This is a genomic window from Phreatobacter cathodiphilus (assembly GCF_003008515.1).
GTDB lineage: Bacteria > Pseudomonadota > Alphaproteobacteria > Rhizobiales > Phreatobacteraceae > Phreatobacter > Phreatobacter cathodiphilus.
Map to the genome: position 1 here is coordinate 3,323,789 of NZ_CP027668.1, position 13,514 is coordinate 3,337,302.

At 61.7% G+C, this 13,514-nt stretch carries 15 protein-coding genes; 6 read left to right on the forward strand and 9 right to left on the reverse strand.

From position 1 onward, the window contains the following. Positions 1 to 385 precede the first annotated feature (385 nt). Positions 386 to 805 (forward strand): hypothetical protein, encoded by a 420-nt coding sequence (locus tag C6569_RS15955; protein ID WP_106749767.1) that lies wholly within the window; start codon positions 386 to 388, stop codon positions 803 to 805. Between the two features lie 27 nt (positions 806 to 832). On the opposite strand, the gene C6569_RS21995 is transcribed toward C6569_RS15955, so the two are convergent. Continuing rightward, positions 833 to 1,045, reverse strand: coding sequence for a hypothetical protein (locus C6569_RS21995; RefSeq protein WP_181313785.1), 213 nt, complete (start codon positions 1,043 to 1,045; stop codon positions 833 to 835). 269 nt (positions 1,046 to 1,314) lie between these two features. On the opposite strand from C6569_RS21995, the gene C6569_RS15960 reads away from it, so the two are divergent. Together C6569_RS15960 and C6569_RS21770 are read left to right on the forward strand one after the other, a co-directional pair. Further along, entirely contained in the window at positions 1,315 to 1,617 is a 303-nt protein-coding gene (locus tag C6569_RS15960; protein ID WP_146144822.1) for a hypothetical protein, read from the forward strand. 195 nt (positions 1,618 to 1,812) lie between these two features. Continuing rightward, on the forward strand, positions 1,813 to 2,088 hold the full coding sequence (locus tag C6569_RS21770; protein ID WP_146144823.1) for a hypothetical protein: 276 nt from the start codon (positions 1,813 to 1,815) through the stop codon (positions 2,086 to 2,088). Positions 2,089 to 2,381: 293 nt separating this feature from the next. On the opposite strand, the gene C6569_RS15965 is transcribed toward C6569_RS21770, so the two are convergent. Further along, complete coding sequence (locus C6569_RS15965) at positions 2,382 to 2,753, reverse strand: hypothetical protein (protein ID WP_106749769.1); 372 nt, start codon at positions 2,751 to 2,753, stop codon at positions 2,382 to 2,384. After that, entirely contained in the window at positions 2,750 to 2,968 is a 219-nt protein-coding gene (locus C6569_RS15970) for a hypothetical protein (RefSeq protein WP_106749770.1), read from the reverse strand. Before C6569_RS15970 ends, C6569_RS15965 begins: the two co-directional genes overlap by 4 nt. Positions 2,969 to 3,155: 187 nt before the next feature. On the opposite strand from C6569_RS15970, the gene C6569_RS15975 reads away from it, so the two are divergent. Both C6569_RS15975 and C6569_RS15980 read left to right on the forward strand, forming a co-directional pair. Beyond that, complete coding sequence (locus C6569_RS15975; RefSeq protein ID WP_146144824.1) at positions 3,156 to 3,461, forward strand: hypothetical protein; 306 nt, start codon at positions 3,156 to 3,158, stop codon at positions 3,459 to 3,461. Positions 3,462 to 3,481: 20 nt separating this feature from the next. Then, positions 3,482 to 5,143, forward strand: a complete 1,662-nt coding sequence (locus C6569_RS15980) for a sensor domain-containing diguanylate cyclase (RefSeq protein WP_106749772.1) — start codon at positions 3,482 to 3,484, stop codon at positions 5,141 to 5,143. Positions 5,144 to 5,534: 391 nt separating this feature from the next. Here C6569_RS15980 and C6569_RS15985 read toward each other — a convergent pair whose 3' ends face one another. Next, positions 5,535 to 5,885, reverse strand: coding sequence for a hypothetical protein (locus C6569_RS15985; RefSeq protein WP_106749773.1), 351 nt, complete (start codon positions 5,883 to 5,885; stop codon positions 5,535 to 5,537). Between the two features lie 162 nt (positions 5,886 to 6,047). Between C6569_RS15985 and C6569_RS15990 the strand changes: the two genes are divergently transcribed. Further along, complete coding sequence (locus C6569_RS15990) at positions 6,048 to 7,475, forward strand: PAS domain-containing sensor histidine kinase (protein ID WP_181313786.1); 1,428 nt, start codon at positions 6,048 to 6,050, stop codon at positions 7,473 to 7,475. Between the two features lie 319 nt (positions 7,476 to 7,794). On the opposite strand, the gene C6569_RS15995 is transcribed toward C6569_RS15990, so the two are convergent. The 5 genes from C6569_RS15995 to C6569_RS16010 form a co-directional block, all read right to left on the reverse strand. Then, positions 7,795 to 8,955 carry a site-specific integrase gene (locus C6569_RS15995; protein WP_106749775.1) on the reverse strand — a complete coding sequence of 387 codons (1,161 nt, stop codon included), beginning with the start codon at positions 8,953 to 8,955 and terminating at the stop codon, positions 7,795 to 7,797. Beyond that, a complete protein-coding gene (locus C6569_RS21775) occupies positions 8,952 to 9,371 on the reverse strand; it encodes a helix-turn-helix domain-containing protein (protein WP_146144825.1) in 420 nt (139 codons plus the stop codon). Before C6569_RS21775 ends, C6569_RS15995 begins: the two co-directional genes overlap by 4 nt. 453 nt (positions 9,372 to 9,824) lie before the next feature. Beyond that, the gene (locus C6569_RS21780; protein ID WP_146144826.1) at positions 9,825 to 10,538 is read right to left on the reverse strand and encodes a hypothetical protein; all 714 of its coding nucleotides are present in this window, start codon (positions 10,536 to 10,538) and stop codon (positions 9,825 to 9,827) included. 423 nt (positions 10,539 to 10,961) lie between these two features. Then, positions 10,962 to 11,879, reverse strand: a complete 918-nt coding sequence (locus C6569_RS21785; protein ID WP_146144827.1) for a hypothetical protein — start codon at positions 11,877 to 11,879, stop codon at positions 10,962 to 10,964. A gap of 83 nt (positions 11,880 to 11,962) precedes the next feature. Then, entirely contained in the window at positions 11,963 to 13,411 is a 1,449-nt protein-coding gene (locus C6569_RS16010) for a tyrosine-type recombinase/integrase (RefSeq protein ID WP_245898126.1), read from the reverse strand. Positions 13,412 to 13,514 lie beyond the last annotated feature (103 nt).

Here is a 13,514-nt window from a genome sequence, read left to right on the forward strand (position 1 = left end):
TTTGAGGAAGTGTTGCGCGCAATTTTTGCTGGAGGATTATTGCGCTGAACCGACAGCCCAGTCGAACAATCCCATCGTCGCCGCCTCCCTTCGTAGCCCCTTCGTCGTGACGATGTTCTCCCTCGCCGTCGTGCCTCCCCGCTCGCGATCGTGTAGGCGAGGCCCACGCCCTCGATGTCGAAAGCCGCGAAGGCTTCATTCATAGGCACCATTGAGAACATTCAGGGAACATTGTAGCGTCCGCCTGCGCACCGGTGCGTGCGGCGGGTCGCTTTTCACGCAACGTGGTCAGGCGACGCGGGGGAGGCTTGCCGCCTGTTCCCGCGGTGGATGTCGCTTGCGCGCCGTCGCCCCGCCTGCCCGGTCACGAGGTCAGGGCAGAGCGATGGGCGGAAAGGTCGACCACCCGTTCAAGGTGGAGGTCTGGGAGGGTGACAGGGTGGCCGAGACGCTGGCGGTCGCCGGCAGCGTCGTCGTCGCCGGCGCCGCCTATGACGCCGCGGTGAAGGAGCGGCCGGGCCGAATCGTGACGCTGCGCCACGGGGCCCGTGTCATCCGGACCACCGAAGCGGCCAAGGCCCCGCCGACTGCGCCGCCTACCGTGGGCCAGTTGCGCGCGCTGGGCGTTGTCGGTGCCAGGCTCTGGTGCGTCGGCTGCGGCCGTCACGCCGTCGTGTCATGGATTGCGCTGCGAGCCAGGGACGACGAGCCGTTTCCTTCCGCCGGGCGGCGGCCGGCGTGCACTGCCTGCGGCGGTCGACAGGTGCAGCGGATGCCGGACTGGCCGAGGCCCTCGTCTCGGTAGGTGGTGGCGGGCGTGATCCGACGAGGGCTATGGACCATTCGATTTGATAGCGGCCACGCCGGCCGCGATCAGTTGATCGAGGCTCCGCTCGCCGGCGCTGGCGGCTCTGAGAATGGCAAGCGCGATGTCGCGCTCTTTTTCGACATCGCCTGCCACGCCAAGTGTTCGGGCGCAGTCGGCCGCTGCGCGCCTCATCAGTTCAAGTTCAGGGGTTGAGAAATCGCTCGAGAAATATGGCATTGGCGCCGCCCCTCAGACGCGGCAGCCCGCCACAGCGGTAAGCCGCTCGAACGGCCGAGAGTGTGCATACCCCGGGTTCCACCGCAATGGTACAGCTGTGCGGACGACCCGCGCCGCGGAAGCATCAATACGTCGCAGGCAATGGAGTGAACGTGCCGACGGCTGGTCCGTGCGGCCAGCCATTTAACGGTCTTTAACCGTTAGATCCCAGGCTAATCCTCTCGCGAGCCGTTGATGCCGGGCTCGGGCTCAGGGCCGGGGAGAGCGATGTGGATCAGGCCTCAAACGTGATTGCCTTCCCTATTGATCGTCCGCCCTCCCGTCTCGGCGAGACACACCCCTTGGTCAAAAGTGTTACAAACGCCATGACAGCGCTGGGCGCGCTGGCGCAGCAGATCGAAAAGTGGCCGATGGATGCTGACGACAAGTGGCGGATGCTCAACACGATCAGAGCCCTCGCCCTGCAAACCTGCGAGCTGCAGCTTGTGGCGGTGGCAGAAGTCGCCGACCAGGCGAAGTTTAGGGAGGATCTCGACCGCGTGACGAGCGCTCTGCGGTTGCCGGAGAGCTGACCGTCTGGACCATCTTAGGTCGCCACTGGTGCCAAGAACGACTAACCCCTCTCGCACTTGTGCTCAGGGTGGTAGCGTCGTGGGGGCAGACCTGTGGTACGTCCTCTGCTATGACGAGCCATCAGCGGCCATCGCGACCGGCGCCGCTGCCTGAGAGACAAGCTGAGCTCCCGCCGCAATATCGAGGGGGCCGCGATGTCGGTGTTCTCAAAGCTCGTCGGCGTTATCGACGCTACTGAAATTCAAGTCCTGCGCCAGGTGATTGCCCAAGTGCGCGATGAGGAGCGCATCCCGGGCAACGATCCTGAATATTCACAGGCGATGGCGGATGCGGTCTTGGCTGCGCACGGCCGAACGGCATTTGAATTCGATGCCCTCAAAGCAATAGCTCGATCAGCGGTCCGAAAGCTCCTCATCGAGCAGGCGATGCGGAAGCGATGCAACGACAGCGGGGCATCAGGGGCGTCATGACGAGTGTGGGCCGCTGAGGCACCAAATCGTCAAGCAAGCCGTAACAGCGGTCAATGCCAGCAGGATGAGCAATCTCCACGGCATTCTCAGTTCCATTGCCGCAGCGTTCCGGCAGCCGCCGCCTTATGAGGTCTGCCTCTACCCCCCTGAAACCCAAAAAACCCGCCGGCGTCGGGCGGGCCGGCGGGCAGTTTGGGCGTGCTACGGGCGAACCCGAGCAAGACGGGGACAGCGTCTCGACTGTCAGAACTTCCAGGTTCTGGGGAGGTTCCACGACTTAGCCGATGGCTGCGCTATCTCGACCGTGGCTGTTTTCGCCGCCGCTTCACGCCGCAGGCGACCTTCGCCTGCCCCGCCTTCGACCGACGGCCGGCCAGCATGTCGCGGGTGCGCTGCTCAAGATCCCCGCCGGTCGAGCCGGGTCGGCCCACGACGAGGTTCTCGTCGGCGAGGAAGCGGGCGAACTGGTCCGTCGCACGTCGGACATGCTCCGGCGTGGGGTCGGCCGAGGCGACGATCAGATCCTCGATCGTGCCCGCGAGCACACCTCCCTGGGCCTTGCTGTAGCGCTCGGTGAGGAACTCGGCGGCGTCGCGCAGGGTGACGAACTGGCGATCGCCGGCACTAAGGGCGATCGGCTCGGCGAGAGGGGTTCGCCAGTTCATGGGCCGCGCCTCGGGCGCTCTGCCAGCATGCGGGCGATGCGACCGGGAGAGTCGCGATTGTGCCCGGCCGGCGGCGGGGGCGGCGTGTCCTGCGACACGCTCTCAGCGTTGCCCTTGGCCCTCTGCCGGTCGCCGAGCAGCCGGTCGATCACGCCGCCGGGATGCTGCTCGGAATGCCGAGCGAAGAACTCCGCCCACCTCTCGGCCCAGACCATGACGCAACTCCACACACGAGTTGCGAGTCAATGCAGACGACCGCGGGAGGTTCCGATCGTCGGCTGCGAGTACCGAGCCTTGAGGCCCTGAATCGCGCACCAATGAGTGATCCGAGGGTAATCCGGAAGCGTGAAAATGACCAAGCCTTAAGGTCTCTCGATCATTGTTGCTGGTCCCGGAGGGATCATGTCGACCAAAAGAGCGACCGCTGAACGGCGGCGTATGCGCATCACGACGTCATCAGCAGTGGCTCTCTTGGTGGGGCTTTGCACGGCCCTGATTGGGCTGGGGCTTTACCGGGAAGCCCAATTGCGGAACGCGGAGATCCGCACGGCTGAATCCGAGGCCAGCAATCTCGCACGCTCTCTCCTCCAGCACGCCGAAGAAAGCATCGAACTGGCGGACACTGCCCTGATCGGCATAGTCCACCGGCTGGAATCAGATGGGTTGGCCCGAAGGCGGTCGCCCGCCTGCAAAGCTTTCTCGACCTGAGAAAGGCGACCCTGCCGCGCGTGCGGGGCCTCTTCGTTTATGCTGCCGACGGATCGTGGGTTGCCACATCCGAAAAGGTCGACATTCAAGGCCTTAACAATGCCGATCGGGACTATTTCCGGCACCACCGCGCCACCCCAGATCGGACGCCGTTTCTAGGGCCTCCGATCCGAAGCCGGTCGGGAGGTCAGTGGATCCTAACTGTCTCGCGCCGTGTCGACGGTCCTGATGGCGCATTCGCCGGGGTAGTGCTCGCTACTCTAGATGTTGACTACTTCGTACGGGGTTTTGCCAAATTCGACGTGGGATCCGCGGGTTCGCTCTCTCTGTTATCTTCAACAGGAGTTCTGGTCGCCCGCTATCCGTTCGACGACAACGTGATCGGGCGTGATTTCAACGGGTCGCCGTTTATGCGCCATGCGGCTAATAACCATTCGGGGACAGTCCACTTCCGGAGCGTCCTCGACGGCGTAGAGCGGATCAGCTCTTACCATAAGAGCGAGCGCTTGCCGCTCCTGATGCTTATCGCTCGCGGCAAGGATGAGGTTCTCGCTCCATGGCGCTCTGAAGCATCGTGGCGCATGAACATGGTCTTTGGCTTGACGCTGCTCATAGCTGGTCTAGGCGCACTGATGCTGAGGGAACTCGCCTCCCGCCAGCGTCTACTCAGGGTCATTTCTTGTCAGGAGGCAGACTTCCGACTCCTGGCAGAGGCTTCCAGCGACATGGTCACGCGCATCGGGTTTGACGGCCGGCTCACCTATGTGTCCCCCTCCTCCCTACGCATCCTCGGCTGGGGTCCCGATGAACTGATCGGAGGACAAGCGCTGGCAGGCCTCCACAGGGAAGACCGGAACGCCGTTGAAACCGTCGTGGAGCAAATGCGGAAAGGTGAGCGGTTGGAGGCCCTGATCGCCTACCGCACCCGCCACCGCACCAGCGGTACCGTTTGGCTGGAATCGTCCCTCTCAGTAACCCGCGACCCGGAGACCGGCCGCATAGATGGCGTCGTTGCGGTCTCGCGGGACGTGACCGAGCACAAGCAACTCGAGGGTCACCTCTCCCGCCTGGCTACCCTCGACAGCCTGACCGGCCTGGCCAATCGGCGCTTTCTCGATGATCGCGCAGAGCGCGAACTTGTTCTCGCACGCCAACACGGTCGGCCGCTGGCCATGCTTCTGATCGACGCCGATCACTTCAAGGCCTTCAATGACACCTATGGACACCAAGCTGGCGATCACTGCCTGCAGCAGATTGCGGCTGTCATCCAAGCCCATGCTGCGCGGCCGGGTGACCTTGCCGCGCGCTATGGCGGTGAAGAGTTTGCGCTCCTGTTGGCCGACACGAACGAAGAGGGCGCCGGGACAGTCGCGGAGCGAATTCGTACCTCTGTCGAAGCGCTTGCGATACCGCACATGGGGAATGCTGCCCACCGGGTGGTCACAATTAGCGCTGGAGGAGCTTGCGTCATCCCGCAAGCGTCGGGAGCGACCGTGGGTGAATTGGTCCGGGCAGCGGACCGCAATCTCTATATCTCCAAGGCGGAGGGGAGAAATCGCTCTACTGTCTCCGCATGCATCAGCCTGACAGGATATCCGCCTCTACTGATCCCTTCCCCGGCAATGCAGACCCCAATCATTCCGGCTTTGGGGCCAGCACAAGTCGCGGAACGCCACTCGTGATGCAATGGCGCGCCCCGTTGGGTGGAAGGCGCAGTCTGCCCGCGGACCTTTCGGCAGATGTTAACGAGGCTCTGGTAGCGCGTAGACATGCCTGGTCATCAGAAAACTGTTCCCCCGGCGGAGCGTGAGCGTTTCCGCCGCTGGCTTTCGAAACTCTCAGCGTGCGTCGAAGAGGCCCTCGATAATCCCGGGGATGTTGAGGCCGCCGCCGAACTGCGCGCCATGATCCTGGCAGCTCTCGCCGCGGTAGGCTCCATGGACCGACGGGCGCAAATGACGCTCGATCGACGAGAGCGTCAGCTGCGGAAGGCGATCGACACGATAAACGGGGTCAAGAACATCCCCGCAGAATGCTCCGAACGTCGCTCCTCAAAATCCGGATGCTGAGCTGCTATGGCTGCTCGGCCAGTCCGTGCAATCCGGGCGCGAAGACCACCACCACAACGAACGCCGCCACCCCCATGGTGATGCCGAGGATGATCCAGTTGTGCCGAGGCACATAGCCGTCGACGGCACCGCGGGCGGTGAGGTGCAGCACCCCGCCCATGAAGGAGAGCATCAGGAACAACAGCAGCACGTGGCTGGTCAGCATGGCTTGTGGCTGGTCGAGGCCGCGCCAGACGATCGACCAGATGCGCTGCCCGATCTCGGCGCACCAGGTGCCGCCGATGCCGAGGGAAAGCGCGTCCGGCCCGTTCAGCCGCTCCTTGCGCAGCGTGCGCAGCCAGGCCGGCGCCGACAAAAGGGACCAACGGGCTATGCTCTCTTGTGCCAGTCATAAAGCAACTCACGCATGAGCTGGTCGCCTCATGCTGATGAGTAAGGCGGCTGGTGCACAGCCAGGATGGGGATGGGCCTCAGCAGGACCGAACCCTCGAACCTGCGCGATGCGAGGGGGGCCGAAATGAACCTTTCGCCCACTCCCGAGTTACCGCCGACGCAAATCTGCAAGCCAACGAAGCTAGGTTCGACCTTGACGGATAATCATGCCCTTGCAGCTCTCGCCGAGTGCTCGCCGGCCATGCTTTGGCGAGGCGACGTCAACGGCCGATGTGTTTATCTCAATGCTGCGATGAGGGAGTTCTGGGGTTTGGACCCCGAGGACTGCGCGACCTTCGATTGGGCGACGAGCCTGCTTGAGGCTGATCGAGAAAAGGTATTTGGACCGTTTTCCGAGGGCATGGCGCAGCAGAAGGGATTTTCCTGCGAAGGGCGGTATCGGCGCTGCGACGGCGCAGTGAGGATCTTGCGCACCCGGGCCGTTCCCTCGTTTGACGGGAGCGGCCACTTCACCGGCATGATCGGTGTCAACGACGACCTCACCGATCTGAGAGTTGCGGAGGCCGAACTCGAAACCACTAACCGGGCTCTTGCCGTTGGATTGTCGCATCAGCAACGGCTCAACGAGAGGCTTAAGCTCGCGACCAGTATTTCCGGTCTCGCGATGTCCGAACACGACGAAGAGCTTCGATATACCTGGGCTCACAACCTCCCGGCAGATGTGCTCGGAAAAACACCCGAAGATCTGGTGGGAGCCGACGTCGGAGGCCCGATCCACGGGATGTTGAGGCGAGCCCTGACCGGCTCGCCTCAATCGGAGGAGCTCCTACTGTCGATCAACGGAGTCCCGCGCTGGTTCCACATCCAGACGGCACGGATCCTCCATCCCGACGGAGCTCGCGGAGTCGTCGCAAGCGCCCTCGACGTGACCTCGCACCGGCTCAACCAGCAGAAACTGGAGGTTCTTGCCCGAGAACTTAGCCACCGGGTGAAAAACGTCTTCGCGGTGGTTCAAGCCATAGTCCGGCAGTCGGCCAAGGCGAGTGGGGCGCCGAAGGATTTCGTCTCCAGCATTGAGGCTCGCCTTCAGGCACTTGCGCATGCCCAAGATGCGCTGATCGCGACAGGGGAAAACCAGGTCGAGCTGGGTGATCTCCTCAGGCGCCAACTCGCGCATGTCTCCGGGGTGACGATTGAGGGACCCGAGCTGCATATTCCAGGCCTTGTAGCGCCATACATCGCTTTGGCGACCCATGAATTGAGCACCAACGCACTGAAATACGGCGCGCTCAGTTGCCCGAGCGGCTATGTGAGCGTCACCTGGAAGCTGACCCAAACAGACATTCTGCAGATCGTCTGGCGAGAAGCGGGGGGACCGAGATATTCCAGGGGAGGGAAAGCGGGTTTCGGCTCGGTGCTCCTGACCCAGATCTTCGCGGCCGCAACAGGTGGTCAGGTCGAACTCGTGCCCGCAAGTGAAGGCCTCACTTGGCGCGCCGAATTTCCTATCAAGCCCCACGTCGAAATGGGTGTCCCGCACGGGGGCCGGTGAAAAACCCTAGTCAATGGAATTAGCCTTTACGCGCCAACAACCCTTCTGCCGGACGCCGATAGCTGCCGGTCCGCAGACAGCCAGCCTTGCTCGTTGCTACCCGGTGGCCAAACTAGGGAACGTCGGCTCACGGCATCAACGGCAGCCGGAAACCGGACGTTGCCAATTTCCGCAATGGGCCCAAAAGCAGACTGCAACGAACATCCAGGCGGTCACAAATTCCTGCCGTGCTAGTTGGGCAATCAGGTCGACATCTCTACCCGAAAGGGCCCCCTGCAGAGTTCTCACCAGTGATTATTCGCAGCGTCCATGGCCATCGTCATTTCAACTGTTTACGAAAGACATCGCTTAGTGCTTCCAGCGCCTTGAGAGCGTCACGAGCAATCGTAGGATCATTTTTGGCTCGCGGCATGCATATTGTTGTGAGCAACTTGGCTTGGTGATCGCGCTCCAAGCGCCCATAGTGAACCCGGGTCACCGCGACGTCTTCGTGCCCCAGGTTCTGTGATAGGGCTTTCAGCTCTTCTTCGGTCGGGTTGAGGCTGTGCAACCACCGGACCTGCATCGCCCTCATCGTATGCGGGTTGTAATAGGGCAGACCAGCTGATTTGCACGCACGTGCGAAGATGATCCGGACTGACTGGCTCGTCGCCCAGCAGCGGCGCTCAAAGCCATCGTGCTGGAAGAGTCCATCGTCGCCGTAACGGTTGGTAAGCGCGGGAAACAAGGGATCGTCCGGACCCCACCCGTGGTCGCGGATCAGCTCCCGGCACCAGCCATGCACAATGGCGCCCGCCGAGGGAACGATCGCAACGAGGTAACTGATGATGGTTTTGCCAAATTTGGTGCGAACCTGGTCGCTGCTTTGAATGATGCAGTTTTTGGCAAGGTCGACATGCTTGATCCGCAGCGTCGCGATCGCATCGGCACGAGCGGCTGTCGCGATCGCCAAGGCAACGACGGCTCGGTCGCGGCGCTGGATCGGCGTCGTGGCAGGCATGGTGTCCAAAACCAAGGCCATCTGCTCAACCGACGGCACCGCTCTTTCTCGCCTCGATCGCGACCGGGTCACGTCTTTGTTTGAAGGCGTAAGATAGGCGGCTGCAGACCGATCAATCTTCGACCGAAAACTGGGAAGGCCGGGTAACCAGCTGAAGAACTCCCGCACGGGATGCAGGGTCGCCAGCACCGTGCTTTTCGCCAGCGGTGCACCGGTTCGCTGATTTGTCTCGGCCAAAAGCGCAGCCTTGAAGCTGATCGCCTGATCCTTGTCGAAGGCCGTGAAAGAGGCCCCGCCGGTATGCCACTCGAAGCGTGCAAGCGCCTGTGCGGCGCGGTCAACGGTGGCGGGATCACGGCCTAAAGCCTCAGCCATGTATTCGAAAAACTGCCGCTTCAGCTGCTCATTGTCGAGCCTCGGCTTTGGGCGTCCCGAATCCGACAAACTGATCCTGCAGTGAGAGACGCTCTGCTGTGTCATTGCGAAGCACCAGATTGGATGTCGACGTTTGGCATGATGAGAGGCAGGCGATCACGCCGGGCGAGCCGGCGCATGATGCGACTGCAGACTGGACAGAGCGCTTCGAGGTAGCCTGGCTTTGGCGGCCGGTGATGAAATTCCACCATTGCGCCAGCGGGCTCGCGAAAATCACGGCATGGAATGCAGTAGAGCATTCCATCCGGGCATCTGCGCTTTTTGGACGAGTTGCGCTGCTTCAGGAACGCGACCACAGCGGCCCCGTGGTAGAGCCGCGGCGAACCGCCGAGGGCGGGCAGGCCAGCCTTCTCCCAGTTCAGAATCGTACCGTAGCTAACGTCCAGCTTCGAGCAGAGTTCATCGCGCGTGTAGCTGCGATACTGGCTGATGGGATTGGGATTGATGCGTCGAGCTCCCATGATCAGGACCTCAGGCGAGTGGGCAGCGATCGCGCAACCGCGAAAGTGGGTCGCCTAGTCGGAGTCGGACGGATGAGCGTGCTGGCGTATGAAGCCATGGCTCAGCCCTCCCCAGACATGTCGGAGGTGGAGAGACGGGGGCGGCCAATTCGAACCATGGCCCACGAGTCGAGATCGACCGGAGCGTAGAGCGGCACACGTCCTGCCTTATGAAAGACGGGTCCGCCACCGACCACAGCCAGCTTCGCGAGCCACTGCCGCGAGCAGGGGAAGCCGTAAGTTGCACGAACATAGGCCGCGGCATCCGAACGCCGCAAATAGCGTGGCTGAACCGCTGTGTTGCGGAGGGTATCCATTCGCATCTCCATCTGCCTGCCGGTCGCCCGGCTTGGACGGGGAAGGAATGAGGTGAACAGCGGCCCCGAAAAAGACGCCTGATATTGCCCCGATATTTTATTTTCGGGGCTTTTCGTATTTGCGGTGCGCAGGGCCAATCTTGTTTGCGATCGTCTTGGTGCTTGGCTGGGGGACCATCGGATAGGTGCGAGCGAGCCAATCGGCGAGGCAACTGGCCTCATCAGAGAGTCCACGAAGGGCTTCCCCTGAAGCCATCCGACGTTGGTGTTCCGCGAGAACGAGATGCATCCCTGACGGCCGCCCTGGCGCTCCAGTCCGGGTTAGGGCGAAGGCCTCAGTTCGGCGTATGTCATCGAAAGGCCATAGCTTCAAAATGTCCGCGCGATTAACCCGCAGAAGACCCCAGTAAGTCTGTGAACGGTCGGCGAGGCTGTCGTCGAAGCCATCTGCCCAGATTGCATCATCGTCGTAGGCCCAGGAGCGCAGAACCATCTGTTCGCTCGCTGCTCGCTCCTCGCCGACCGCGCTCGGCAGATAGGCAATCGGGCAGGAAAACAGGTGAGCCGGAACCAGGTCCGGCTTCCCATCACGGTAGCCCACGACCCTGATATCTCCGGATGAAATCTGGTCTGCCAATTCCTCAAGAGCAGCTGTGATTGCCGCCTCATCGTAAGGGTCGACCTCGACTAGCAACCCCTTGGTGGCAATCCACATCGCAGCGCCACAGAGCGGCATATAGCCGGGTCCTCGCGGGTCTACTGTCCAAGTTGCGCCAGACGTCTGGATATCTTCCTCGACCGCAAGTGCCATTGTAGATCTTCCTGTCTGATGAAAGCGTGAGGCAATTCGCCTGCCGAATATTCCTAATCGCTGTCTTCAATTCGCCGCAAAATATCTGGGTCGCCAGCCCTGTCTAAGTACTCAACAATGGCTCGGCTGGCCATCGTCGAGTTCCCAATGGCGGCCTGGATACTCGTAAGGCGAGCTCAGTATCGGCCGTTCGAAGAACTGCTCGCTCACGCTTCCCCCTCGGATGCCTCGCCATCGTCTCAGCGGACGATGGGCGCATTTGGCGGAAATGGAGCAGACTTTCACAACCCTATCAACTGACAGCACTCGGCTACCGTGTGCACAACCTCGGGCGGGTTGAAGCCCGGCCTAGGTCGACTTCTCCTGAAGTCTGCAAGAGCAGGACAATGGGGCCCCGATGCTGGAGCTTCGCCGATTTCCTGGTCAGAGACACCGATATCGAATGGATAGCGCGCCGGTGGCGTCCAGCCCAAAGAACGTGTTGTTCATTTCGAAGTCATGCGCATAGGTTGCCGGATCGATAAGGGCGGTCTTGAGCTCCTCGACACTCCGGGCCCCGCTGGACCTTCGCAGATACTGGACATAGGTCGACCGGGGCCTGTACGTGCAGCACCAATGCAGGACTAGGAAGCGATGGACGTCATCGTCGCCGCCTTCGGAGCCGGGATCGGAGAACCGATAGACGGGCATGCCGAGCGCATTTTGAAGCTTCTCCGCTTCGGGTCGGATTGCATCCCGCCACTGGGCAAACGGGTTGAACCCCTGTCGCCAGTCGTCCTTCCACCAATCCCATTCAAGGTCGAAATACCACGGACCGCCTGCAGCGCCCGGCAGGAACTCCATCATGGCTTTCCGAGGTGGTGGGTCTGGCAAGGTCTCGAGTGACCAAGGGCTGCCTGCATTGTCCGGACCCTCAAACATTGGTGTTTTGGTCGCTTCAGCAGCCGCTGCCAGGAGAAAACCTACCGTGTCACTGGTCAGGTACCTCGCACTCCATGGTGAAGCCACGAAATCGCTCATCCGGATGCAGCCCGGCGAGGCCGGCGAGAAATGATCAAGGTAGTAGACGCATCGATCGGCTGAAACGATGGCCCTCAATTCCCCGAGCGCTTCTCCGATGTTCAGTTGAGGGATGACATGCTTTCGCAGCACCTCGATGGCTTCGACCGGGTCGAGATAGGGCTCTCGCTGGCCGCAAGGTGGTTCGAGCAGAGTGATGGCGCCTTTCGGCGCGCATTCATCATTCTCACTGCCCCATCCGGAAAGGCGAGCTACAACGTTTGGTTCCAAGGCCGACACGGGAAGGGCGCGGAGAAGCGCTTCAGAATTGACCATCGGCATTCTAAGCCAAGTTATTGCTGACCACCTCAAACACCATTGAGTCAGCGGGTGATCCGGATTGGGTTTCGGTTTGCAGTTCGGCCTCATCCACCAGCCTTGTTGAGAACTGTGTCCGGCCGCCTCTCCATCGCAGCACTCAACGATGAGCCCACCGCATTTGCCGCCCTCCGGAGCGGGTCTGCGTCAAGGTGACTGTACCGATTTGTGGTTTTCACATCGGCATGGCCCAGAAGCCGTCCAACGACCGTGAGTCCCATACCCGCAGCTGCGCCGTGGCTTGCAAATGTATGCCGCAGGTCATGCAGGCGGACACCATCGAGTCCGGCTGCGCGACGCACCATCGACCATGGCCGCTTCAGATCGGCCCTCGGCTTCAAGGGCTGCTCGCCCGCAATGACAAAGGGACAGCCTTCAATCCTTGGAATGGCGGACAGCACCTCCACTGCTGGCGCGCCAAGAACAACAACCTTACGGCCCGTTTTGGAGTCCGGGAGCATGAGCAGCCCGCGCTCGAGATCAACTTCTGACCAGCGGAGCTTCAGCACCTCGCCGAGACGGCAACCTGTGAGGATCAGTAGGCGTATGGCCGCGGCCGCATGGGGGCTAATGACGCTGCGCCGACTGGCATCATCCTTGGGGAGGTGTTTCGCTCCCGGCCGGTCCAGCTTCACGTTCCATGGCACTCCGGCATCGGTCGCTTGCCGGAGAGCTTCGCCCAACCGGGCCAGTTCTTCCGAGGACAAGAAGCGCTCGCCCTGCTGGTCGGCGAACTTGCGAACCCCGTGGGTGGGATTGTCCTGCCGCAGTTTCTGCTGGATTGCATAGGCGAAGAGCCCACCAAGCAGCCGGACGGTCCGCGTGGCGGTGCCTTTGCCGCCGGTGACGATCGCGCGGCCCCGCTTTCCCGTTTTTACATTAGTAGCGGTCTTGCCGTTGGCAACGTCTCGCAAAAATCGCTCAATGTCCGAACGGGTCACGTCGCGAACGGGCTTGGACCCGAGTAGCGGGAGGATGTGACGAACGATCCGGCCCCGGTCCGAGACGAGGGTCGAAGCCTTCTTCACCGACCCGCGTCGAGTGATTATGTTTCCCTTCTCTGCTTCTGCTAGGTAGGCCGTGCAGAGATCAGCCATTGAGAGCGCGGCGCGCCGCTCTGCCTTGACGGCAACGGGGTCGGCGCCTGCATGGACCTGAGCCAAAGCATCCTTGGCGAGTTGGCGGGCCTCGTCTGGTGTAAGCGCTCCAAGCTTCCCGAGTGTGAGCCTTCGCTTTGCGGCGCCGCGTCCGCCCATTCCGACCCGGTACTCAACGAGCCAAGTCATCACGCCAGAGGGCTCAACCTTGAGACCGAACCCTTTGAGGTCAGTGTCGAACCATATGGTCCTGGCACCGTCCGGCCGGATGGCATCGACGGTCCTCTTGTTCAGCTTCGCCGTCGGCATGACCTTACCTTTTTCTGCCGTGGTGATCCGGCTGAATAGCCACCGAATAGCCACGCCGGAGAAACTAATGGGAATGTCGAGAAGTCGCAAGGAACGCCAATCATCGCATTATCAATGGGTTATGCTGAATCAGGCACTTTCAGGCATCCGGCAGGAACTTATTACCATCGCCCTCCGAAGGCAAAGGTCGCAC